We start from the raw sequence: 22,162 nt of genomic DNA on the forward strand, positions 1-22,162 counted from the left end.
AGCCCTTAGAGGCCTAGAGGAAGGTGTCCGCGTGCCCCGCCGCCAAATCGGGTTCTGGTACCGCTTCGCTGCGGTCCTGTGCAAACCGCCGCTGGTGGTTCTGATCAAGCGGGACTGGCGCGGAATGGAGCACATTCCGGCCGAGGGCGGATTCATCACCGCGGTGAACCACAATTCACACGTGGACCCCTTCGCGTATGCGCACTATCAGTACAACACCGGACGGGTTCCGCGATTCCTGGCGAAGAGCGGCCTTTTCAAGAAGGGATTCGTCGGCGCCGCCATGCGCGGCACCGGGCAGATCCCCGTCTACCGCGAGAGCACGGACGCGCTCAGCGCGTTCCGGGCCGCGATCGACGCCGTGGAGCGCGGCGAGTGCGTCGCCTTCTACCCCGAGGGCACCCTCACCCGCGACCCCGACGGCTGGCCCATGACCGCCAAGACCGGCGCCGCCCGCGTGGCCCTGCAGACCAAGTGCCCCGTGATCCCGGTCGCCCAGTGGGGCTGCAACGAACTGCTGCCGCCCTACGCCAAGAAGCCCCACCTCCTGCCGCGCAAGACGCACCGGGTCCTGGCCGGCCCGCCCGTGGACCTCTCCCGCTTCTACGACAAGGAGATGACCGCCGACGTCCTCAAGGAGGCCACCGAGGTCATCATGGCGGCCATCACCCGCCAGCTCGAGGAGATCCGCGGCGAGAAGGCGCCCGACACCCCCTACGACCCGCGCCGCGAGCGGATCGAGCAGCGCCGCAGGACCGCCGCGCAGGCCGCGCGAGCTGCGGCCGGCGCCGAAGAGGCCGCCGCCGGCCCGGAGGCCGCGCAGGCCGGCCGGGAAGTCTCGCGGACCGGCACGGAAGAGGAGAGCGGCAAGTGAGCAAGACCGTCCGTGCCGCAGTCATGGGCACCGGCTCGTGGGGCACCGCGTTCGGCATGGTTCTCGCCGACGCGGGCTGCGAGGTGACCCTGTGGGCCCGCCGCCCGGAGCTGGCCGAGGCGGTCAACTCCACCCGCACCAACCCCGACTACCTGCCCGGCGTCGAACTCCCGCGCAACCTCCGGGCCACCGCCGACGCCGCCGAGGCGCTGCGCGGCGCGGACTTCACCGTCCTCGCCGTCCCCTCGCAGACCCTGCGCGCCAACCTCGCCGAGTGGACCCCGCTGCTCGCCCCGGGCACCGTGCTCGTCTCCCTGATGAAGGGTGTCGAACTCGGCTCCACCATGCGGATGAGCGAGGTGATCGACGACGTCGCGAAGGTCGGCGCCGACCGCATCGCCGTCGTCACCGGGCCCAACCTGGCCCGGGAGATCGCCGCCCGCATGCCCGCCGCCGCCGTCGTGGCCTGCACCGACGAGGCCGTCGCCCGGCGGCTCCAGGCCGCCTGCCACACGCCGTACTTCCGGCCGTACACCAACACCGACGTGATCGGCTGCGAACTCGGCGGCGCGGTCAAGAACGTGATCGGCCTCGCGGTCGGCATCGCCGACGGCATGGGCCTCGGCGACAACGCCAAGGGCTCGCTCATCACCCGCGGCCTCGCCGAGACCACCCGGCTCGGCATGGCGCTCGGCGCGGACCCGCTGACGTTCTCCGGACTCGCGGGCCTCGGCGACCTGGTGGCCACCTGCTCGTCGCCGCTGTCCCGCAACCACACCTTCGGCACCAACCTCGGCAAGGGCATGACCCTCGAGCAGACCATCACGGTCACCAGGCAGACCGCCGAGGGCGTCAAGTCCTGCGAGTCCGTGGCGGATCTGGCCCGCCGGCACGGCGTCGAGATGCCCATCACCGAGACGGTCGTGGACATCGTGCACGAGGGCAAGCCGCCGGTGGTCGCCGTCAAGGAGCTGATGTCGCGCAGCGCCAAGCCCGAACGGCGCTGAACCCCCGGTCCGCGCGGCGCCGCGCCTCCGTCCGCGCGACGCTGAGCGACCGTCCGTGCGACGCTGAGCGACCGCGCCGGAGCGGCCGCTGACTTGGGGGATACCACCGGGTACTCTCAACGCGATATGAGCACCGAGAACCTCCCCCAGAGCCCTGACCAGCCGTCCCGCAAGCCGCGTGTGGCCGTCGTGTTCGGCGGGCGCAGCTCCGAGCACGGGATCTCCGTGGTCACCGCCGGCGCCGTCCTCAAGGCCATCGACCGGACGAAGTACGACGTCCTGCCGATCGGCATCACCGCGGACGGCCGTTGGGCGCTGACGGCCGACGAGCCGGACCGGATGGCCATCACCGACCGCCGCACCCCGAGCGTGGCGGAGCTGGCCGAGTCGCACGAGGGCGGCGTGGTGCTCCCCGTCGACCCCGCGAACCGCGAGGTCGTCTACAGCGAGCCCGGCTCGGTGCCCAAGGCCCTCGGCGAGGTCGACGTCGTCTTCCCGGTGCTGCACGGCCCGTACGGCGAGGACGGCACCCTGCAGGGCCTCCTGGAGCTGTCCGGGGTGCCGTACGTGGGCTCGGGCGTGCTCGCCTCGGCCGTCGGCCAGGACAAGGAGTACATGAAGCGGGTGTTCACCTCCTTCGGGCTCAAGGTCGGCCCGTACCTGGTGATCCGCCCCCGCGAGTGGGAGCGGGACGAGTCCGCGGCCCGCAAGCGGATCGTCGACTTCGCCGGCGAGCACGGCTGGCCGCTGTTCGTGAAGCCCGCGCGCGCGGGCTCCTCCATCGGCATCACCAAGGTCGACGGCCTGGCCGGCCTCGACGAGGCGATCGCCGAGGCCCAGTCGCACGACCCGAAGATCCTGGTCGAGGCCGCCGTGCGCGGCCGCGAGATCGAGTGCGGCGTGCTGGAGTTCGAGGACGGGCCGCGCGCCTCCGTGCCGGCCGAGATCCCGCCGCCGGACGCGCACGCGTACTACGACTTCGAGGCCAAGTACATCGACTCCACGCCCGGCGTCGTCCCCGCCCCGCTCACCGACGAGGAGACCGCCGAGGTGCGGCGGCTCGCGGTCGAGGCGTTCGAGGCGGCCTCCTGCGAGGGCCTGGTCCGCGCCGACTTCTTCCTCGACGAGGACGGCGAGTTCGTGATCAACGAGATCAACACCATGCCCGGCTTCACGCCCATCTCGATGTACCCGAAGATGTGGGAGGCCACCGGGATCAGCTACCCGGAGCTGGTGGACCGGCTGGTGCAGGCGGCCCTGCGCCGCCCGACCGGACTGCGCTGACCCCGCACGCTCACCGCATGGAGGCGATCCCCACGGGGATCGCCTTCTTCACGGCTCCCGCCAGTTCCGTGAGCACCGAGGCGCCCTCGTCCTGCGCCGACATCCCCGCGGGCAGGCTCACCTGCGCGTAGGCCACGCGGTTCGCCGTGGTGAACCGCCAGGTGCCGTCGCCCTGCTTCTCCATCAGCCAGCCCACACCGTTCACCTCGCCCGCGACGGCGTCCGGATCGCCGCCCTCGGCCACCCTGGGGTCGACCATCTTCGGCGGCCGTACGACACCGCAGCGCAGTATGATCGCCGGGCTTCCCCAGCCCGCCGTGTAGGCGGACCGGGGCTCGGGGTCGTGACGGCTCCGTCCGTCGAGCTTCCCGGGCAGTGCCCGGTGCAGGTCCCGGCAGACCTTCGCCGTCTTCGCGTCAGGGGTGGGAACCGCGACCGTGGAGCTGTCGTCCGCTGTGGAACAGCCCGCGACCGCGATCAGCAGCGCGGGCGCGAGCAGACCGAACGGCCGGTGGCGGAAGAAGTTCACCGGCCAAGCGTAGACGGGGGCTACAGATGGACGACCGGGCAGGTCAGGGTGCGGGTGATGCCGTCCACTTGCTGGACCTTGGCGACCACCATGCGGCCGAGCTCGTCGACCGTGTCGGACTGGGCGCGCACGATGACGTCGTACGGTCCCGTGACGTCCTCGGCCTGGATCACTCCAGGGATCTTGCCGATCGTCTCGGCGACGGTCGACGCCTTGCCGACCTCCGTCTGGATCAGGATGTACGCCTGTACCACGGAACCTCCAGGGCGGCCACGAGGATCATGTGGGGAAAAGGAACGCCACGGTATCGCGTCGCCGCTCCCCGCGGGGAGACCCGCGGGGACCGGGCTTGCGCGCCAGGGGTGCAGGCACGACAGAAGTTGACGGTCACCTCGACGGTATCGGGGAGACTGAGGACGCGCGACCGGGCACGCAGAGGCACAGAAGGGGCTTGAGGCAATGAAGGGCACAGTGGGTGAGCTGGGTGAGTTCGGGCTCATCCGGGAGCTGACCTCCCGTCTCACCACGACCCCGGTGGTCCGGGTCGGCCCCGGTGACGACGCCGCGGTGGTCGCCGCGCCCGACCGCAGGGTGGTGGCGAGCACCGACATCCTGCTGGAGGGACGGCACTTCCGCCGCGACTGGTCCACGGCGTACGACGTCGGGCGCAAGGCCGCGGCGCAGAACCTGGCGGATATCGCCGCGATGGGCGCCGTGCCGACCGCGCTGCTGCTCGGCCTGGTCGTCCCGGCCGAACTTCCGGTCACCTGGCCGACCGAGCTGATGGACGGCCTGCGCGACGAGTGCCAGGTCGCCGGCGCCGCCGTTGTCGGCGGGGACGTCGTGCGCGGGGACACCATCATGGTGTCGATCACCGCGCTCGGCGACCTGCGCAACCAGGAGCCGGTGACCCGGGCCGGCGCCCAGCCCGGCGACCTCGTGGCCGTCACGGGCTGGCTGGGCTGGTCCGCGGCCGGCTACGCGGTGCTCTCCCGCGGCTTCCGCTCGCCGCGCGCCTTCGTGGAGGCGCACCGGCGCCCCGAGCCGCCGTACCACGCGGGTCCGGCCGCCGCCGCGCTCGGCGCCACCGCGATGTGCGACGTCAGCGACGGCCTGATCGCCGACCTAGGGCACATCGCCGAGGCCAGCAAGGTGCGCATCGACGTCCGCTCCGGCGCGATCGACATCCCGACCCAGATGAACGACATCGGGCAGGCCGTCGGCGTCGACCCGCTCCAGTGGGTGCTGACCGGGGGAGAGGACCACGCGATCGTGGCCACGTTCCCGCCCGACGCCAAGCTCCCGGCCCGCTGGAAGGTCATCGGCGAGGTCCTCAACCCCTCGGCGCTGCCCCAGGTGACGGTCGACGGCGCCCCGTGGACCAGCAAGGGCGGCTGGGACCACTTCGGGGACATCGAGTCGTGATCCCCCGGGTGCTCACGGTCGCCGGGTCCGACTCCGGCGGCGGCGCGGGCGTGCAGGCCGACCTGAAGACGATGCTGGCGCTCGGCGTCCACGGGATGAGCGTGATCACCGCGGTGACCGCGCAGAACTCGCTGGGCGTGCGGGGCGTCTGGGAGCTGCCGGTGGAGGCCGTGCGGGCCCAGTACCGCAGCGTCGTCGACGACATCGGCGTACAGGCCGTCAAGACCGGGATGCTCGCCTCGGCCGAACTGGTCGAGGCGGTGGCCGAATTGATCTCCGGCACCGACGCACCGGCCGTGGTGGACCCGGTGGGCGTCTCCAAGCACGGCGATCCGCTGCTCGCCGCCTCCGCCCTGGACTCGGTCCGCGGCAGTCTGCTGCCGGTGGCGACCGTCGCCACGCCCAACCTCGACGAGGTGACCCAACTCACGGGGATCAGGGTCGAGTCCGAGGGCGATCTGCGCCGCGCCGCGGCGGCCGTGCTGGAGTACGGGCCGCGATGGGTGCTGATCAAGGGCGGCCATCTGTCCGGCGACGCGGTGGACCTGCTCACGGACGGCTCGCAGGAGCACTGGCTGCGGGCCCCGCGCCACGACAACCGGCACACGCACGGCACGGGCTGCACGCTCGCCTCGGCCGTGGCGTCGGAGCTGGCGAAGGGCCTGACCGTGCCGGAGGCGGTGACCCGGGCCAAGGAGTACGTGACCGGGGCGATCGCCGCCGGATTCGCGCTGGGCGCCGGCATCGGACCGGTGGACCACGGGTGGCGGTCGCGCTCACCGGAGTGATCCCGGGTACGGCGGAGTGATCCCGGGTACGGCAAAAAGCCGGCCCACCCGGAGGTGGACCGGCTCAGTGCAGCGAACCAGCAGTGGCCGCGCGCTCAGCTATGCGTCAGCGCGAGACCTTGCCGGCCTTGATGCACGAGGTGCAGGCGTTCACGCGCTTCGGCGTCCCGCCGACCACGGTACGCACACGCTGGATGTTCGGGTTCCAGCGGCGGGACGTACGGCGGTGCGAGTGCGAGATGTTGTTGCCGAAGCCCGGCCCCTTGCCGCAGACGTCGCAGTTGGCAGCCACGGGTCACTCCAAAGACTTCAGATGCACTTACGGTTGATCCCGGCATGCCGGGATCGAGATCCAGGGATCTGAGATCTTGAGTGGCGTTGCCAGGGGGAATGGCCCGACCAGGATCGGGCAACCGGAGCAGCATACAACGGCTGCGTCCGTACCGCGAAACTACCACGGCAGCTCAGGGGTCCGCTCCCGGCCCTCTTCCGGAGGCCACCGCTCCGGGGTCTACGCTGCGTCCACGTCCGAGCAGCTCAGGGAGGCGCAGGTGGCGCAGGTGCCGCAGACACTGGACGCTCTCGCGGTGCGCACCTGGTGCGGTCTGGCGCTGCGCGCGCTCGGGCGGGCGCGCGAGGAGATCGACGCGATCAACGTCTATCCCGTGGCCGACGGGGACACCGGGACCAACCTCTACCTGACCGTGGAATCGGCCGCCACCGCCGTCGAGGCCGTGTTCGCCGGGTACGGGACCGGGACCGAGGAGCCCTCCCTCGCGGACGCCGCGCGCGCGATGGCCCACGGGGCGCTCATCGGGGCCCGGGGCAACTCCGGCACGATCCTCGCGCAGCTCCTGCGGGGGATGGCCCAGGTGCTCGCCGGGGGAGAGGCGGGCGAGGCGTCCCACTGCGACGGCGCCGGGCTGCGCCGGGCCCTGCGGCACGCCGCCGACTCCGCCCGCCGGGCCGTGGCCCACCCCGTCGAGGGCACCGTGCTCACCGTCGCCGCGGCCGCCGCGGCCGCCGCCGAGGAGATGGAGGGCGACTGCGGGGCGGTCGCCCGGGCCGCCTACGAGGGCGCCGGCCTGGCCCTGGCGCAGACCCCGGACCGGCTCGCCGTGCTGCGCCGGGCCGGAGTGGTCGACGCGGGCGGCCGGGGACTGGTCACGGTGCTCGGCGCGCTGGTGGAGGCCTGCACGGGAGAGGCGGTCAACGAGATCACCCGGGCGCGGGAGACCGTCCGCGAGTCCGCGGCCGCCGTCGCCGAGGCGCACGCGCGCGTGGAGGCCGTCTCCGGCGCCGGCGCCTGCGCCGACGGCGCCGAGGACGACGGCCCCGCCTACGAGGTGATCTACCTCCTGGAGGCCGGCGACGAGGCCGTGGCCCGGCTGCGCGCCCGGCTCGACGCCCTCGGCGACTCCCTCGTCGTGGTCGGCGGCGACGGACTGTGGAACGTGCACGTGCACGTCGACGACGCGGGCGCCGCCGTGGAGGCCGGCGTCGAGGCCGGCCGGCCGTACCGGATCCGGATCACCCACTTCGGGGCCGGGGACGTGCACACCGGCAGCGAGCGGCCGCCGCGCGAGCGCGCCCAGCGGGCGGTCGTCGCGGTCGTGCCCGGTGAGGGCCTGGCCGGGCTGTACGGCGAGGCGGGCGCGACCACCGTGCTCGCCCGCCCCGGGGAGCCGCCCGCCAGCGGTGAGCTGGTCCAGGCCGTACGGCGTGCCCACGCGCGCGAGGTGGTGCTCCTGCCCAACGACGCCGAGCTGCGCCACACCGCCGCCGCTGCCGCCGAGCAGGCCCGCGCCGAGGGCATCCGGGTCGCCCTCATCCCGACCCGCTCGGCCGTGCAGGGCATCGCCGCGCTCGCCGTGCACGAGCCGGAGCGCCGCTTCGACGAGGACGTCGTCCAGATGACCTCGGCGGCGGGCGCCACCCGGTACGCCGAGGTCATCGTCGCCGAACGCCAGTCCTGGACGTCGGCCGGCATCTGCCAGGCCGGAGACGTGCTGGGCCTGATCGACGGCGACGTGGCGGTGATCGGGCCGGACCTCACCGCCACGGCCGAGACCCTCCTGGACCGCATGCTCCGGGCGGGCGGCGAACTCGTGACCCTCGTCGTCGGCGACGAGGCCCCCGAGTCCGTCGCCGCCCACCTGGAGACCCATGTCCGCGAGTCCTACCTGGCGGTGGACACCCTGGTCTACCGAGGCGGCCGGCAGGGATCCCCGCTGCTCATCGGCGTGGAGTGACCCCGGCGCCGTGAGCCGCCCGCTCAGTGGTCCGGCAGGGCGCCGAGCAGCGCCTCGGCCTCGGCGCGGCGGGAGCGGGCCGTGTCGTCTGGGGCCCCGGCGCCCTCGTACGCCGCGAGAACCCCGCGCGCGCGTGCCGCCGCCCGAGCCGGACGGCCGAGGTCGGCCTCCAGCCGGCCCGCGGCCAGTTCGGCGCCGGTGCGGTCGTGCAGCCCCTCGGCGCCGAGCGTGCCGAACAGCCCGGCCGCTCGGTCCACCTGCTCCAGCGCCGCCTCGAAGGCCTCCTCGAAGTCCCGGTCCCCGTCCCCGTCGCCCGCGGCCGACCGGGCCAGCAGATCACCGAACTGGCGGTGTGTGTTCGCCAGTTCCGCGGTGAGCTCGTCCCGGGCCGCCGGCTCCGCCGCCGCCAGGGCGTGCTCGCACTCGCGCACCGCCTCCGCCATCAGCTCCCGCGCCGGGTCCGCGGGCCCCTCGCCGCGCGAGGCCAGCCAGGCGCGGGCGCGCAGCGAACGCACTAGGAAGTACGGGTTGCCGAGCCCGCGCCACAGCTCGCCGGCGCGCGCGTAGGCACGGTCCGCGTCCGTGAGCAGCCCCGCGTCGCCCAGCGACTCGGCGGCGAGATGGGCGAGCGTGGCGTGGTCCTGCTGCTCGGGCCAGTGCCGGGCGATCTCGGCCGCCCCCAGACGCCGTTCGGCCGCCGCACGGTGCTCGCCCAGCTCGCTCAGGCAGTCCCCGAGCCACCACCGCGCCTGTACGACGGCCTCTTCGCCGTGCGTCTCGGCGGTCAGGTCCGGCAGCACCGACTCCAGCACCTCGGCGGCCTCCGCGTACCGCCCGTCGCGCAGCAGGAGCCCGCCGAGCTGGTGGCGTGCCCACGCGCCCAGGGTGCCGCTCTCGCCCGCCTCGTCGGCCCAGTGCGCGGCCTCCAGCGCGTGCTCCGCGGCCTCCCCGGTCCCGCCCCGGCCGCCGATCACCTCGGCGAGCTGGAGATGGAGCTGGGCCCGCCCGGCCGGCTCCAGGTACGGGCCGCCGTGCTCCAGCGCCGACCGCAGCGCCCGCTCGGTCCCGGCCGGGTCGCCCAGCCCGTGGGCCAGCCCGGCCGCCTCGACCTCGTGCTCCACCGCGAACCAGGGCAGACCGGCCGCCACGTACTCGGCGGCGGCCCGCCGGTTGCCCTCGGCGGCCCGCTCCGCGTCCCCGGCGAGCGCGGCCAGCCCGGCGAGCATCCCGCGCGCCTCGGCGGACCGGGCGGCCAGCCGTACGTCGCCGTCCGCGTGTCCCCCGACGAGCGCGAGCACCTCCCGCACGGCCCGCCCGGCCTCGGCGAGCGCCTCCCGCGGATCACCGCCCACGCCGCCGCCGTCGCCGTACTCCCGCAGCCGCCGCACGAGGACCCGCGCCCGGCTCATCAGCACCGCCGCCGTCTGCCGCACCCCGGTGCCCTCCGCGGCGTACAGCGCGAGCACCTCGTCGCGGAGCGCGGCGACCGCCGGCACCGCGGCGTCCACCTCGCCCGCCAGCGCCCGCACGTACGCACCGCGCGCGCGTGCCGCCAGTGCCTCGCCGGGATCGCCAGCCTCCGCGTACAGCGCGGCGGCCCGCTCGAACAGAGGCAGGCCCTCGGGGCCGCGCTCCATCGCCTGGTGGTCCGCGATCTCCGCCCGGGCGCGCGGCTCCAGCTCGGCTCCCTCGGCCGCCCGCGCGACCGCCGCCCACGCCTCCAGCGCGTGCGGTCGCAGCGTCTGGGACAGCCGGCGCGCCTCGGCCAGCAGCGCGGCCAGGCCGGACTCGCCGGAGGCCGTGGCTGGTTCGGGCGCCTCCGGCGCGGGCGGCGCGACCACCGGGGCGGGGTGGGCGCGCGCCGTGCGCACCCCCAGCGGCAGCCGCTCCGCCGACGGCTCCTGGGCCATCCGCGCGCGGACGCGGTCGCCGACGTACGTCGTGCCGTTGCGCGCGTCGAACCGCGCGGCCAGCTCCACCGCCTCCGCGCGCGCGTGGGCGGCCAGTTCCCCGGCGGTCCAGGCCCGCCCGGCCGGCCCCGGCACCGGCCGCCCGCCGAGACCGAGCACGGTCAGCCGGTCCATCAGCAGGGCCACCACGGCCAGGAAGTCCAGCCGGCTGCGCGGATGCCCGGTGTCCGTGAAGTACGCCGGCCGCTCGGCCAGCAGCTCGAGACCGCGCGCCTCGTTGCCGGTCAGCGCGCAGAACTCGACATGGTCGGCGTAGGCGCCGCGCATGCTCTCCATGGGACGCACCAGGCGGAAACCGCGCAGGTGGTGGGCGCGGGCCTGGTCGGTCCTACCGAGGCGCAGCAGCGGCGCCAGCGAGGAGGCCAGCACGGTGTGCGGCTCGTGGGCGCAGCCGTACTCGCCCTCCAGCACCGGCCGCCACAGCCGCAGCGCCTCGGCGTCCTCGCCGCACTCGACCTGCCAGGCGCCCTGCACGTGCAGCTCGCAGGCGTGGCAGTCGGCCATCGCGTCCCGGTCCGCGGCCAGCCAGGCGGCGTACGCCCGCCGCGCCCGGGGCAGGTCGCCGATGTGCGAGGCCACGCCGAACTCGGAGGCCCGCACGGCCCGTTCGGAGTGCCCGGCGAGCCGGTAGCGGTGCTCCATCTCGCCGAGCCACTTCTCGACCGCGGCCAGCGGCACGTGCGGCTGGTCCAGCATGCCCGCCGACATCCACTTGAAGACCCAGTGCAGCGAGTGCGTCTCGTACTCGTCGAAGTCCCCCGGCCGTTCGTCCCACAGGCGCAGCAGCCGCGCGAACGGGACGAACATCCTGTCCTTCTCGGAGCTGTAGTTGTAGACCTTCAGCTGGTGCCCGAGCGCCTCGATCACGGCGAGCGGGATGTTCAGCCGCTCGGCCTGCGCGAGCAGCTCCTCCGCGCGCGCGTTGCGGGCCGGCCCCTCCGGCCGCTCCGCGTTCTCCGCCATCGCCCGGCGCAGCGCGTCGAAGTCCGCGATCCCGTCCATCAGTCACCGTTCTCCCCGTGTGTGGCCCACTCCAGCAGGCCGATGAACGCCCGGTTCAGCAGCGCCGAGTCCGCCGGCCTGAGCGGGCGCTGCGCCATCAGCAGCGCCTGCCCGTACAGCGACTCGGTGGCGGTGCCGATCAGCTCCGGGTCCCGGACCGCGGCGATCCGCCGGACCAGCGGGTTGAGGTGGTTGAGCACCAGCCGCGCGCGCGGTGCGCCGCCGCGCAGCGAGCCCAGGATGCCCGCCCACAGGTCGTCGGCCCGCTCCTCGGCCTCGGCCCGGGCCTGTTCGTGCCGGGCGGCCCGGTCGTCCAGGTGCAGCGCGGGCACCGACAGCGGGTGGAACGCGCGCAGTACGACGTCGCAGCCCAGCGGGCCGAGCTTCGCGCGCGCCGCCGCCAGGAAGCCGGACAGGGCCAGTTCCTCCGCCGGGTCCACCGCGTCCAGGTGCGCGGTCACCGTGTCCGCGTCCAGCTCGGCGACCACCGTGCCCGGCCGCACCGAGGGCAGCGCCTCCACCAGCTCGCTGTCGTACGTGTAACCGCCGTTGACCACCCCGACGCCCTGCGCGGAGGCGATCGGAGCGACCTGCCGGTACTCCTCGACCGTCCGCGTGAAGTGCACGACCGGGTGCCGCTGCGCGAACTCCTCCAGGGAGATCCGGCCGTCGGTGGTCTCGAACGGCAGCCACGGCAGCATCGTGCGCAGCATCTCCCCGTCGTGCCGGGCCAGGGACTTCACCCCCAGATGGTGCACGGCGAGGAAAGCGCCCAGCCGCTCCGGATCGCCGGCCGCCAGCCCGGTCAGCCAGGACCTGATCCGCTCGCCCAGCGCCTCCCGCACGGCCGCCAGCGTCTCGTCCTCGTACAGCGCCTCGCGCGAGGCCGTGGGCCGCAGGCTGTCGGTGTCCAGCACGCAGCGCACGAAGAACGCCCAGTCCGGCAGGAGCTGTTCGGCCCGCTCGGTGAGCAGCATGCCCTTCAGGTGCACCCGGTGCGTGGCCCGCTGCGCCGGGCTGACCGCCGACGGCAGCACGTACGCCACCCCGCGGATCCCGGCGACCGGTACGTCCAGGCCGATCGAGTCCAGCGGCGTGAACCCGAACAGCTCCTGGCAGTGCCGGGCCAGCGCCACCCGCCGGGCGGTCGGCGACGGGTGGGGCCGGTCCCAGGGCGCCGGCAGGTCGGTGACCGCCTCCTCGCCCACCCGGACGTCGTACGGCAGCAGCGAGCCGAAGTCCCGGGCCAGGTCCAGGACCCGCTCGGGCGACAGCCACTCCTTCGCACCGGCCCGCGCCACCAGGTGCACGGTGGTGCCCGGTTCGGGCCGCTCCGCGTCCGGCAGCGTGCGCACGGTGTACGAACCGTCGTCGCACGCCGTCCACTCCACCGGCGGCGCCCCGGGCGTACGGGCGCTTCGGCTGACCACCCGGATCCGCTCGGCGACCACGAAACAGGCCAGCAGACCGATGCCGAACTGCCCGAGGAAGTCGGCCCGGGCCTCCTGCACGCCGTCCGCCCGCTTGGAGCTGCGGCCGATGGTCGCCAGCAGGCCGTGCACGTCCGACTCGGTGAGCCCGACGCCGGTGTCCTCCACCCGCAGCGTCCCGTCCGCCGCGTGCAGCCGCACCCGCGCCGGGGCGCCGGGATCCCCGGACCGCCGGGCCGTGATGGCGTCCACGGCGTTCTGCAGCAGCTCGCGCAGATAGACCCTGGGGCTGGAGTACAGGTGATGGGAGAGCAGGTCCACCAGACCGCGCAGGTCGACCTGGAACGTGTGGGGTGACGGGGATGCCTGGGGTGACTGTGGGATCTGGGAGTCCATCGTCGCGGCGCCGGCGGGGGGAGCGTGCGTTCGGCGCGGGGTCGGGCGGTCCCGGGTGGGGCGGTGACCGCGGGGGATGGCCGGAGCGCGCCATCCTAGGGCCGGAACGAGCCGCCTGACCAGCGGTTTCCCGAATCCTTACGAGGCGCGGACCCGATGCCGCCGGGCGTTCGCTACGGCTTTGTCAGTGCGGTGGTGTGCAATGGATCTCGTGCCCGCACTGGAAGAACCACTGAAGCAGTCACTGAAGTCAGTGCTCGGCCCCGCCACCGCGAAGGTGATGGCCGAGCACCTCGGCCTGGCCACCGTCGGCGACCTCCTGCACCACTACCCGCGCAGATACGAGGAGCGCGGCCGGCTCACCCCCCTCGCCGAGCTCCCGATGGACGAGCACGTCACGGTGGTCGCCCAGGTCGCCGACGCCCGCCTGCACACCTTCGCCTCGTCCAGGGCCCCGCGCGGCAAGGGGCAGCGCCTCGAGGTCACGATCACCGACGGCAGCGGCAGGCTCACGCTGGTCTTCTTCGGCAACGGCGTGCACAAGCCCCACAAGGAGCTGCTTCCGGGCACCCGCGCGATGTTCGCCGGCAAGGTGTCCGTCTTCAACCGCCGCCTCCAGCTCGCCCACCCGGCCTACGAACTGCTGCGCGGCGACAGCGAGGAGACCGTCGAGACCTGGGCCGGCGCCCTGATCCCGATCTATCCGGCGACCGCCAAACTGGAGTCCTGGAAGATCGGCAAGGCGGTCCAGACGGTGCTGCCCACCGCCCAGGAGGCCGTCGACCCGCTGCCGCCCTCCCTCCAGCAGGGGCGCGGCCTGGTCACCCTCCCCGAGGCCCTGCTCAAGATCCACCGCCCGCACACCCAGGCCGACATCGCCGACGCCCGGGCCCGCCTGAAGTGGGACGAGGCCTTCGTCCTCCAGGTCGCCCTCGCCCGCCGCCGGCACGCCGACGCCCAGCTCCCGGCGGTGGCCCGCAGACCCCGGCCCGACGGCCTCCTCACGGCGTTCGACGACCGGCTGCCCTTCACCCTCACCGAGGGCCAGCGCAAGGTCTCCGAGGAGATCTTCGACGACCTCGCCACCGAGCACCCGATGCACCGCCTCCTCCAGGGCGAGGTCGGCTCCGGCAAGACGCTCGTCGCGCTGCGCGCCATGCTCGCCGTGGTCGACGCGGGCGGCCAGGCCGCGATGCTCGCGCCCACCGAGGTCCTCGCCCAGCAGCACCACCGCTCGGTCACCGAGATGATGGGCGAGCTGGCCGAGGGCGGGATGCTGGGCGGCGCCGAGCACGCCACCAAGGTCGTGCTGCTCACCGGCTCGATGGGCGCGGCCGCCCGCCGCCAGGCCCTGCTGGACCTGGTCACCGGCGAGGCCGGCCTGGTCATCGGCACCCACGCCCTGATCGAGGACAAGGTCCAGTTCCACGACCTCGGCCTGGTGGTCGTGGACGAGCAGCACCGCTTCGGCGTCGAGCAGCGCGACGCCCTGCGCGGCAAGGGCAAGCAGCCCCCGCACCTGCTGGTCATGACGGCGACCCCCATCCCGCGCACGGTCGCCATGACCGTCTTCGGCGACCTGGAGACCTCCGTCCTCGACCAGCTCCCGGCCGGCCGTTCGCCGATCGCCAGCCATGTCGTCCCCGCCGCCGACAAGCCGCACTTCCTCGCCCGCGCCTGGGAGCGGGTGCGCGAGGAGGTGGAGAACGGCCACCAGGCCTACGTGGTCTGCCCGCGGATCGGCGACGAGGAGGACGAGTCCGGGAAGGGCGCCAGGAAGTCCGCCGAGGACGAGGCCGAGAAGCGCCCGCCGCTCGCGGTGCTCGAGGTGGCCGACCAGCTCGCCCGCGGCCCGCTGCGAGGACTGCGGGTCGAGGTGCTGCACGGCAGGATGCACCCGGACGACAAGGACGCCGTCATGCGCCGCTTCGCGGCCGGCGAGGCGGACGTCCTGGTCGCCACCACGGTCATCGAGGTCGGCGTCAACGTGCCCAACGCCACCGCCATGGTGATCATGGACGCGGACCGCTTCGGCGTCTCCCAGCTCCACCAGCTCCGCGGCCGGGTGGGCCGCGGCTCGGCCCCCGGCCTCTGCCTCCTGGTCAGCGAGATGCCCGAAGCGAGCGCCGCCCGCCAGCGGCTGAACGCCGTCGCCTCCACCCTCGACGGCTTCGAGCTCTCCCGCATCGACCTGGAGCAGCGCCGCGAGGGCGACGTCCTCGGGCAGGCCCAGTCCGGCGCCCGCACCAGTCTGCGCGTCCTCGCGGTCATCGAGGACGAGGAACTCATCGCCGAGGCCAGACAGGAGGCGGCGGCGGTGGTGGCGGCCGACCCCGAGCTGGAGGGCCTTCCGGGACTGCGGACCGCTCTGGACGCCCTGCTGGACGCGGAGCGGGAGCAGTACCTGGAGAAGGGCTGACCAGGGCCGACGAGGGGGCGCCCGGCCGTACAGCGTATGCGGCTACCGCCGCGCGGGCGCGACCGGCGACAATGAGGCGTACCACCGCCCACGGAGAAGGACCCCACATGACCCGCGTGATCGCCGGCCGGGCCGGCGGACGGCGCCTGTCAGTACCACCCGGCACCGGAACCCGCCCCACCTCCGACCGCGCCCGCGAGGGTCTCTTCTCCACCTGGCAGTCCCTGCTCGGCGGCCCCCTCGACGGCGAACGGGTCCTCGACCTCTACGCCGGATCCGGCGCCGTGGGCCTGGAGGCCCTCTCCCGGGGCGCGGGCCACGCCCTCCTGGTCGAGGCGGACGCCCGCGCGGCGAGGACCGTCCGGGACAACGTGCGCAGCCTGGGCCTGCCCGGCGCCGAGGTGAGAGCGGGCAAGGCGGAACAGATGATCAGAACGGCACCGCCGGCCGCCCCCTACGAACTGGCCTTCCTGGACCCCCCGTACGCCGTCACGGACGACGATCTTCGGGAGATTCTGCTCACACTCCGCACGGAGGGCTGGCTCGCCGAGGAAGCCCTCGTCACCGTGGAGCGCAGCACCAGAGGCGGCCCGTTCCACTGGCCGGACGGCTTCGAGGCGATCCGGTCCCGTCGTTACGGCGAGGGAACGTTTTGGTACGGTCGCGCCGCCTCTACGTGCGAAGACGCACGATGACCGGACCGGAGAGCGAGGGATCACTAGTGCGCCGCGCCGTCTGTCCCGGGTCGTTCGACCCGATCACCAACGGACACCTCGACATCATTGCCCGCGCCTCGCGTCTGTACGACGAGGTCTACGTGGCGGTGATGATCAATCAGTCCAAGAAGGGCCTGTTCGAGATCGAGGAGCGGATCGAGCTGATCCGCGAGGTCACCGCCGAGTACGGAAACGTCCGGGTCGAGGCCTTCCACGGCCTCCTCGTCGACTTCTGCAAGCAGCGCGACATCCCCGCCATCGTCAAGGGCCTGCGCGCGGTCAGCGACTTCGACTACGAGCTGCAGATGGCCCAGATGAACAACGGCCTCACCGGTGTCGAAACGCTGTTCGTGCCCACCAACCCCACCTACAGCTTCCTCTCCTCCTCACTGGTCAAGGAGGTCGCGGCCTGGGGCGGCGACGTCTCCCACCTGGTGCCGCCCGCGGTTTTCGAGGCCCTGAACGGACGTCTGCACAAGGGCTGATGGGACTACAGTCGTCCCGTCCGTCTCCAACACAGCAGTAGAGAGTGGCGAGCACAGGTGGACGTCCAGAAGAAGCTCGACGAGATCGTCTCCACGGTCTCCGGCGCCCGGTCCATGCCGATGTCTGCCTCGTGCGTGGTCAACCGCGCCGAGCTGCTCGCGCTGCTCGAAGAGGTGCGCCAGGCGCTGCCCGGCTCCCTCGCACAGGCGCAGGAGCTGATCGGCGACCGTGAGCAGATGGTCGAGCAGGCCCGCGCCGAGGCCGGGCGGATCATCGAGAACGCCCACGCCGAGCGCGGCTCGCTGATCTCCGACACCGAGATCGTCCGCCGCTCCCAGGCCGAGGCCGACCGGATCCTCACCGAGGCCCGCACGGAGGCCGAGGAGATCCGCGCCGAGGCCGACGACTACGTCGACTCCAAGCTCGCCAACTTCGAGGTCGTCCTCACCAAGACCCTCGGCTCGGTCGGCCGTGGCCGGGAGAAGCTGCTCGGCACCGGCCCCGGCCTGGACGAGAACGGCTACGAGGACGAGGACGCGCCCGAGCGCAGCCAGGACCCCGAGACCCTGCGCCACAACGCCGACGCGTACGTCGACGTCAAGCTCGGCGCCTTCGAGGCGGTCCTCGCCAAGACCCTGGAGGCGGTCGGCCGCGGCCGGCAGAAGCTGCACGGCCGGATCGCCACGGACGACCTCGGCGCCCTCGCCGACGACACCACGACCTTCCAGCACTCCAGCGACGCCGACTACCTCGCCGACCTCGCGGCCCTCGCCGACACCCCGGCCGAGCGCCCCGCCCCGGCACGGCCGCAGCAGCCCGCCCAGCCCCCGCAGCCGTCGTACGAGCCGCAGCCGGCCTACGGCTATCAGCAGCAGCCCGACGCCTACGGGTCCTTCCCGCAGCAGCCCGACTACGCGCAGCAGGACCAGTACGGCTATCAGCAGGCCGACCCCTACGCCTACCAGGGCGGCTACGACCCCCAGCAGGCCGCCTACGACCCGCAGCAGGCGCCGTACGACCCGCAGCAGGTCCACCAGTCCCAGCAGCCGCACCAGTCCCAGCAGGCGCAGGACCAGCAGGGCTACGCCCTCGACGAGACCAGCCTCTTCGACACCGGCATGATCAGCGCGGAGCAGCTGCGGGCGTACGAACAGGGGCGCGGCCTGTAGGCCCGGGCCCCCTGAGCCACCACCGGATTGGGCCCTGAGCGAAAGGTCCAGTATCCTGGCTCTTCGGTCGCGTGTACGTCCGCGATCTCCGCTGCCCGGAACACCGTCGGGCGGCGGCCCTCCGAGTTCGAAGATCGAAAGCAGGAATGGCTTCCAACGCACGGCTGGACCACCGCAACCCCCTCGTGTTCGACACGCACGAGCTGGGTCGGCGTCCTGGCGCGCTGCAGCGCCTGACCCGCACGATCGACGCCCCCAGGGACCTCGGTCTGCAGGGAGTCATCGGAGTGCCGGAAGGCGCCCCGGTGGAGCTCGAACTCCGGCTCGAGTCGGTCATGGAAGGGGTGCTCGTCACAGGCACCGCCCGTGCACAGGCCGAGGGGGAGTGCGTAAGGTGTCTGGAGCCGGTCGGGCTTGAGCTCGAAGCGGACTTCCAGGAGCTGTTCTCGTACCCTGACGCCGACGACCGGGGCCGCGTGATCGCGGAACCGGGCGACGACGCCGAGGACGACGAGGACAGGTTCTACCTCGAGGACGGACTCTTCGACCTCGAACCTCTGCTGCGCGATGCGGTGGTGCTCGCACTGCCGATGCAGCCGGTGTGCCAGGAAGACTGTCCGGGCCTGTGCTCCGAGTGCGGAGCGCGGCTCGCGGACGACCCGGACCACCACCACGACGCCGTCGACATTCGTTGGGCGGCATTGCAGGGACTCGCCGGCACCATGCAGGACGGCGAGAAGGACGAGATGAGCGGCGCCGAACCGGGCGTCGACGAGAAGCAGGAGAAGTAGCCGTGGCTGTTCCGAAGCGGAAGATGTCGCGCAGCAACACGCGCCACCGCCGGTCGCAGTGGAAGGCTGCGGTCCCCACCCTGGTTGCGTGCGAGCGCTGCCACGAGCCCAAGCTGCAGCACATCGCGTGCCCGTCTTGCGGCACCTACAACAAGCGCCAGGTCCTCGAAGTCTGAGCGGGCTGGTGAGAGGCACTGTGTCCAGTCCCAAGAAGGCGACGGAAAACCAGGCCTCGTCCCACACGCTTCTGGAAGGGCGGCTCGGCTATCAGCTCGAGTCCGCCCTTCTGGTGCGTGCGCTGACCCACCGTTCCTACGCGTACGAGAACGGCGGTCTGCCGACGAACGAGCGGCTGGAGTTCCTCGGGGACTCCGTGCTCGGCCTCGTCGTCACGGACACGCTGTACCGAACCCACCCCGACCTGCCCGAAGGCCAACTGGCCAAGCTGCGGGCCGCGGTGGTCAACTCGCGTGCGCTGGCGGAGGTGGGCCGCGGCCTCGACCTGGGCGCCTTCATCCGGCTCGGCCGGGGTGAAGAGGGCACGGGCGGCCGGGACAAGGCGTCCATCCTCGCCGACACCCTTGAAGCGGTGATCGGCGCGGTCTATCTCGACCAGGGCCTCGACGCGGCCTCCGAACTGGTGCACCGCCTGTTCGACCCGCTGATCGAGAAGTCCTCGAATCTCGGCGCCGGCCTGGACTGGAAGACCAGTCTCCAGGAGCTGACCGCGACCGAAGGGCTCGGCGTCCCCGAGTACCTGGTCACGGAGACCGGCCCGGATCACGAGAAGACCTTCACTGCTGCCGCCCGCGTCGGAGGCGTCTCGTACGGCACCGGCACCGGCCGCAGCAAGAAGGAGGCGGAGCAGCAGGCCGCCGAGTCCGCCTGGCGGGCCATCCGGTCCGCCGCGGACGAGCGCGCCAAGGCGGCCGCGGAGGCCGTCCAGGACGACGACACGTCGTCCGCGCCCGCCTGACGAGCAACACCGAGCGCCCGCCCCGCCGTTCACGCCGGGGTGGGCGCTCGCCTTCATCCCACGGTTCGTACGGGGGTCACGATGCCCGAGTTGCCCGAGGTCGAGGTCGTCCGGCGCGGCCTGGAGCGGTGGGTCGCCCACCGCACGGTCGCCGAGGTCGAGGTACTGCACCCGCGTGCCGTGCGCCGGCACGTCGCCGGCGCCGACGACTTCGCGCACCGGCTCAAGGGCCACCACATCGGCACGCCCAGCCGGCGCGGCAAGTACCTGTGGCTGCCGCTGGAGGAGACGAACCAGTCCGTCCTCGCCCACCTCGGCATGAGCGGCCAGCTCCTGGTGCAGCCGCACGAGACGGCGGACGAGAAGCACCTGCGCGTCCGGGTCCGGTTCGCCGACTCCCTCGGCACCGAGCTGCGCTTCGTCGACCAGCGCACCTTCGGTGGGCTCTCGCTGCACGACAACACCCCCGACGGGCTGCCCGACGTCATCGCGCACATCGCCCGCGACCCCCTCGACCCGCTGTTCGACGACGAGGCCTTCCACCTGGCCCTGCGCCGCAAGCGCACCACCATCAAGCGGGCCCTGCTGGACCAGTCGCTGATCAGCGGGGTCGGCAACATCTACGCGGACGAGGCCCTGTGGCGCTCCCGCCTCCACTACGAACGGCCCACGGCCGGCCTCACCCGGCCGCGCACCGCCGAACTCCTCGGCCACGTACGGGACGTGATGAACGCGGCCCTCGCCGTCGGCGGCACCAGCTTCGACAGCCTCTACGTCAACGTCAACGGCGAGTCGGGCTACTTCGACCGGTCCCTTGACGCCTACGGCCGCGAGGGCCTGCCGTGCAAGCGGTGCGGCACGTCCATGCGCCGCCGCCCGTGGATGAACCGGTCCAGCTACTTCTGCCCGAAGTGCCAGCGGGCGCCGCGCGCCCAGTAGCCGACGCGCCCGGTAGCCGAGCGGAGGCCTAGGCCGTGTCCGCGAAGTCGCGTCTGCGTCACGACGCCCGGCACGCACTCTCGCCGCACCGGCCGAAAGCCCGAGTACACCCAGTACGAGGGCATCCGGCCGGCACTCCCCCAGCCTTCGGCCGGGGGGACCCCCAGAGCACGCACCGGACGCCGCGACGCCCGCCCTGCGGGCGAACGACGCGACTTTGCGGACACGACCTAGGACGGCTGCCGGGCGTCGTAGGCCGCGCGGGACGCGAGCACGTCGTCCATCGAACCCTCCACGCAGTGGATGAGGGCGAGCAGCCGCTCCGCGACGCGGTGGCCGAGCGGGGTCAGTTCGTAGTCCACGCGGGGCGGGTTGGTCGGCTGGGCCTCGCGGTGCACCAGACCGTCGCGCTCCAGCGCGTGCAGCGTCTGGGACAGCATCTTCTCGCTCACGCCGTCGACCCGGCGGCGCAGCTCGTTGAAGCGCAGCGAGCCCTCGTGGAGCGCGCCGAGGGTCAGTCCGCCCCAGCGGCCCGTGACGTGCTCGAGGGTGCCGCGCGAGGGGCACGCCTTGGCGAACACGTTGAACGCGAGGTCGTCCCCGATGGCGGGCTGCTGGTCTGTGCTCATACCACAAGCGTACGCGAACGCAGCGCTCACCACCAGGTTGCACTAACCAGAAGTTAGTGCTTTCCTTTCGTCATCTTCAGTGAGCAGCCCCTTCGTGAACCTCCGAGGAGTTCCCATGACCACGCCCGTTGTCTCCATCGCCTACCACTCCGGCTACGGCCACACCGCCGTGCTCGCCGAGGCCGTCCGCGCCGGTGCCGTCGAGGCGGGCGCGGAGGTCCACCTGATCAAGGTCGACGAGATCACCGACGAGCAGTGGGAGACGCTGGACCGCTCCGACGCGATCGTCTTCGGCTCGCCCACCTACATGGGCACCGCCTCCGGCGCCTTCCACGTCTTCGCCGAGGCGTCCTCCAAGCGCTGGTTCGGCCAGGACTGGAAGGACAAGCTGGCGGCCGGCTTCACCAACTCCGGTTCCAAGAGCGGCGACAAGCTGCACACGCTGCAGTTCTTCCAGATCCTCGCCGGGCAGCACGGCATGCACTGGGTCAACCTCGGCCTGCACCCGGGCTGGAACAACAGCGAGGGCTCCGAGCACGACCTCAACCGCCTCGGCGTCTTCGCGGGCGCCGCCGCCCAGACCAACGTGGACGAGGGCCCGGACGCCGTGCACAAGGCGGACATCGCCACGGCGGAGCACCTGGGCCGCCGGGTCACCGAGACCGCCCGCGTCCTGGTCCGCGGCCGCGCGGCGGCCTGAGCGAGCGGGAAGCGGTGGGGCAGGCCCGCGCGATCACGCCGTGACGTCGGGCCTGCCCGGGTCGTTCGGATGGGGTTCGACCGCGGTGACGGTCAGGGTCATCCACGACCTGAGCGGCAGCGTGCCGAGCACCTTCTCGTGCAGCTCCGCATCGTCGGCGGCCCGCCACAGGCCGATGCTCCGCAGCTCGCCGACCGGGCGCCAGAGCCGGACCAGGTTGCCGGTCGCCGCCAGCTCATTCGCCCGGACCGCTTCGGCGGCTCGGCGCCGGTCGACCTCGGCGGGGTCGGTGCCCTCTGGGATGTCGGTGACGATCTCCACCAGGAACTCGCGCATGCGATCAGGCTACGACCGGCCGTGCCGGTGCGCAGGGCCGCCCG

At 73.1% G+C, this 22,162-nt stretch carries 22 protein-coding genes; 15 read left to right on the forward strand and 7 right to left on the reverse strand.

The features are described 5' to 3' along the window. Positions 1-31 precede the first annotated feature (31 nt). The 3 genes from ACZ7JA_RS29815 to ACZ7JA_RS29825 all read left to right on the forward strand — a co-directional run bounded on the left by ACZ7JA_RS29815 (position 32) and on the right by ACZ7JA_RS29825 (position 3,165). A complete protein-coding gene (locus tag ACZ7JA_RS29815; RefSeq protein ID WP_389450845.1) occupies positions 32-874 on the forward strand; it encodes a lysophospholipid acyltransferase family protein in 843 nt (280 codons plus the stop codon). Next, positions 871-1,881: an NAD(P)H-dependent glycerol-3-phosphate dehydrogenase gene (locus tag ACZ7JA_RS29820; RefSeq protein ID WP_351664381.1), complete on the forward strand. Its 1,011-nt coding sequence runs from the start codon at positions 871-873 to the stop codon at positions 1,879-1,881. The genes ACZ7JA_RS29815 and ACZ7JA_RS29820 overlap by 4 nt, the downstream gene beginning before the upstream one ends. Before the next feature lie 126 nt (positions 1,882-2,007). Beyond that, positions 2,008-3,165 carry a D-alanine--D-alanine ligase family protein gene (locus tag ACZ7JA_RS29825; protein WP_351664379.1) on the forward strand — a complete coding sequence of 386 codons (1,158 nt, stop codon included), beginning with the start codon at positions 2,008-2,010 and terminating at the stop codon, positions 3,163-3,165. A 10-nt stretch (positions 3,166-3,175) separates the two neighbouring features. On the opposite strand, the gene ACZ7JA_RS29830 is transcribed toward ACZ7JA_RS29825, so the two are convergent. Continuing rightward, the gene (locus ACZ7JA_RS29830) at positions 3,176-3,694 is read right to left on the reverse strand and encodes a DUF3515 domain-containing protein (RefSeq protein WP_351664377.1); all 519 of its coding nucleotides are present in this window, start codon (positions 3,692-3,694) and stop codon (positions 3,176-3,178) included. Between the two features lie 20 nt (positions 3,695-3,714). After that, entirely contained in the window at positions 3,715-3,948 is a 234-nt protein-coding gene (locus tag ACZ7JA_RS29835; protein WP_143635949.1) for an Lrp/AsnC family transcriptional regulator, read from the reverse strand. Positions 3,949-4,153: 205 nt separating this feature from the next. Here ACZ7JA_RS29835 and ACZ7JA_RS29840 point away from each other — a divergent pair, with 205 nt between their 5' ends. Next, positions 4,154-5,119, forward strand: a complete 966-nt coding sequence (locus ACZ7JA_RS29840; RefSeq protein WP_351664375.1) for a thiamine-phosphate kinase — start codon at positions 4,154-4,156, stop codon at positions 5,117-5,119. Then, positions 5,116-5,907: a bifunctional hydroxymethylpyrimidine kinase/phosphomethylpyrimidine kinase gene (thiD, locus tag ACZ7JA_RS29845; protein ID WP_351664373.1), complete on the forward strand. Its 792-nt coding sequence runs from the start codon at positions 5,116-5,118 to the stop codon at positions 5,905-5,907. The genes ACZ7JA_RS29840 and thiD overlap by 4 nt, the downstream gene beginning before the upstream one ends. 106 nt (positions 5,908-6,013) lie before the next feature. Here thiD and rpmB read toward each other — a convergent pair whose 3' ends face one another. Beyond that, the gene (gene rpmB, locus ACZ7JA_RS29850) at positions 6,014-6,199 is read right to left on the reverse strand and encodes a 50S ribosomal protein L28 (protein WP_003993230.1); all 186 of its coding nucleotides are present in this window, start codon (positions 6,197-6,199) and stop codon (positions 6,014-6,016) included. Positions 6,200-6,458: 259 nt separating this feature from the next. Here rpmB and ACZ7JA_RS29855 point away from each other — a divergent pair, with 259 nt between their 5' ends. Continuing rightward, positions 6,459-8,159, forward strand: coding sequence for a DAK2 domain-containing protein (locus ACZ7JA_RS29855; RefSeq protein ID WP_470811463.1), 1,701 nt, complete (start codon positions 6,459-6,461; stop codon positions 8,157-8,159). 23 nt (positions 8,160-8,182) lie between these two features. On the opposite strand, the gene ACZ7JA_RS29860 is transcribed toward ACZ7JA_RS29855, so the two are convergent. Both ACZ7JA_RS29860 and ACZ7JA_RS29865 read right to left on the reverse strand, forming a co-directional pair. Beyond that, the gene (locus tag ACZ7JA_RS29860) at positions 8,183-11,131 is read right to left on the reverse strand and encodes a tetratricopeptide repeat protein (RefSeq protein WP_470811465.1); all 2,949 of its coding nucleotides are present in this window, start codon (positions 11,129-11,131) and stop codon (positions 8,183-8,185) included. Continuing rightward, positions 11,131-12,957, reverse strand: a complete 1,827-nt coding sequence (locus tag ACZ7JA_RS29865) for an HSP90 family protein (RefSeq protein ID WP_470811467.1) — start codon at positions 12,955-12,957, stop codon at positions 11,131-11,133. Before ACZ7JA_RS29865 ends, ACZ7JA_RS29860 begins: the two co-directional genes overlap by 1 nt. Before the next feature lie 202 nt (positions 12,958-13,159). Between ACZ7JA_RS29865 and recG the strand changes: the two genes are divergently transcribed. The 8 genes from recG (at position 13,160) to mutM (ending at position 20,453) form a co-directional block, all read left to right on the forward strand. Further along, positions 13,160-15,376 carry an ATP-dependent DNA helicase RecG gene (gene recG, locus ACZ7JA_RS29870; RefSeq protein ID WP_351664365.1) on the forward strand — a complete coding sequence of 739 codons (2,217 nt, stop codon included), beginning with the start codon at positions 13,160-13,162 and terminating at the stop codon, positions 15,374-15,376. 107 nt (positions 15,377-15,483) lie between these two features. Further along, positions 15,484-16,071, forward strand: a complete 588-nt coding sequence (rsmD, locus tag ACZ7JA_RS29875) for a 16S rRNA (guanine(966)-N(2))-methyltransferase RsmD (protein ID WP_470811469.1) — start codon at positions 15,484-15,486, stop codon at positions 16,069-16,071. 26 nt (positions 16,072-16,097) lie between these two features. Further along, positions 16,098-16,577, forward strand: coding sequence for a pantetheine-phosphate adenylyltransferase (gene coaD, locus ACZ7JA_RS29880; RefSeq protein ID WP_470811572.1), 480 nt, complete (start codon positions 16,098-16,100; stop codon positions 16,575-16,577). 57 nt (positions 16,578-16,634) lie between these two features. After that, positions 16,635-17,747 (forward strand): ATP synthase F0 subunit B, encoded by a 1,113-nt coding sequence (locus ACZ7JA_RS29885; protein ID WP_351664361.1) that lies wholly within the window; start codon positions 16,635-16,637, stop codon positions 17,745-17,747. Positions 17,748-17,893: 146 nt separating this feature from the next. Next, on the forward strand, positions 17,894-18,538 hold the full coding sequence (locus ACZ7JA_RS29890; protein WP_351664359.1) for a YceD family protein: 645 nt from the start codon (positions 17,894-17,896) through the stop codon (positions 18,536-18,538). 2 nt (positions 18,539-18,540) lie between these two features. Then, positions 18,541-18,714: a 50S ribosomal protein L32 gene (gene rpmF, locus ACZ7JA_RS29895; RefSeq protein WP_007493396.1), complete on the forward strand. Its 174-nt coding sequence runs from the start codon at positions 18,541-18,543 to the stop codon at positions 18,712-18,714. An 8-nt stretch (positions 18,715-18,722) separates the two neighbouring features. Then, entirely contained in the window at positions 18,723-19,514 is a 792-nt protein-coding gene (gene rnc, locus ACZ7JA_RS29900; protein ID WP_389450865.1) for a ribonuclease III, read from the forward strand. Positions 19,515-19,595: 81 nt separating this feature from the next. After that, positions 19,596-20,453, forward strand: coding sequence for a bifunctional DNA-formamidopyrimidine glycosylase/DNA-(apurinic or apyrimidinic site) lyase (mutM, locus tag ACZ7JA_RS29905; protein WP_470811473.1), 858 nt, complete (start codon positions 19,596-19,598; stop codon positions 20,451-20,453). 230 nt (positions 20,454-20,683) lie between these two features. Here the strand turns inward: mutM and ACZ7JA_RS29910 are convergent, their stop codons facing one another. Continuing rightward, positions 20,684-21,082 (reverse strand): winged helix-turn-helix transcriptional regulator, encoded by a 399-nt coding sequence (locus ACZ7JA_RS29910; RefSeq protein WP_351664353.1) that lies wholly within the window; start codon positions 21,080-21,082, stop codon positions 20,684-20,686. Positions 21,083-21,197: 115 nt separating this feature from the next. Here ACZ7JA_RS29910 and ACZ7JA_RS29915 point away from each other — a divergent pair, with 115 nt between their 5' ends. Continuing rightward, positions 21,198-21,782 (forward strand): flavodoxin family protein, encoded by a 585-nt coding sequence (locus ACZ7JA_RS29915; protein ID WP_351664351.1) that lies wholly within the window; start codon positions 21,198-21,200, stop codon positions 21,780-21,782. A gap of 33 nt (positions 21,783-21,815) precedes the next feature. On the opposite strand, the gene ACZ7JA_RS29920 is transcribed toward ACZ7JA_RS29915, so the two are convergent. Then, complete coding sequence (locus ACZ7JA_RS29920) at positions 21,816-22,118, reverse strand: muconolactone Delta-isomerase family protein (RefSeq protein ID WP_470811475.1); 303 nt, start codon at positions 22,116-22,118, stop codon at positions 21,816-21,818. Positions 22,119-22,162 lie beyond the last annotated feature (44 nt).

The sequence above is a fragment of the Streptomyces sp. NPDC038135 genome, assembly GCF_055601245.1.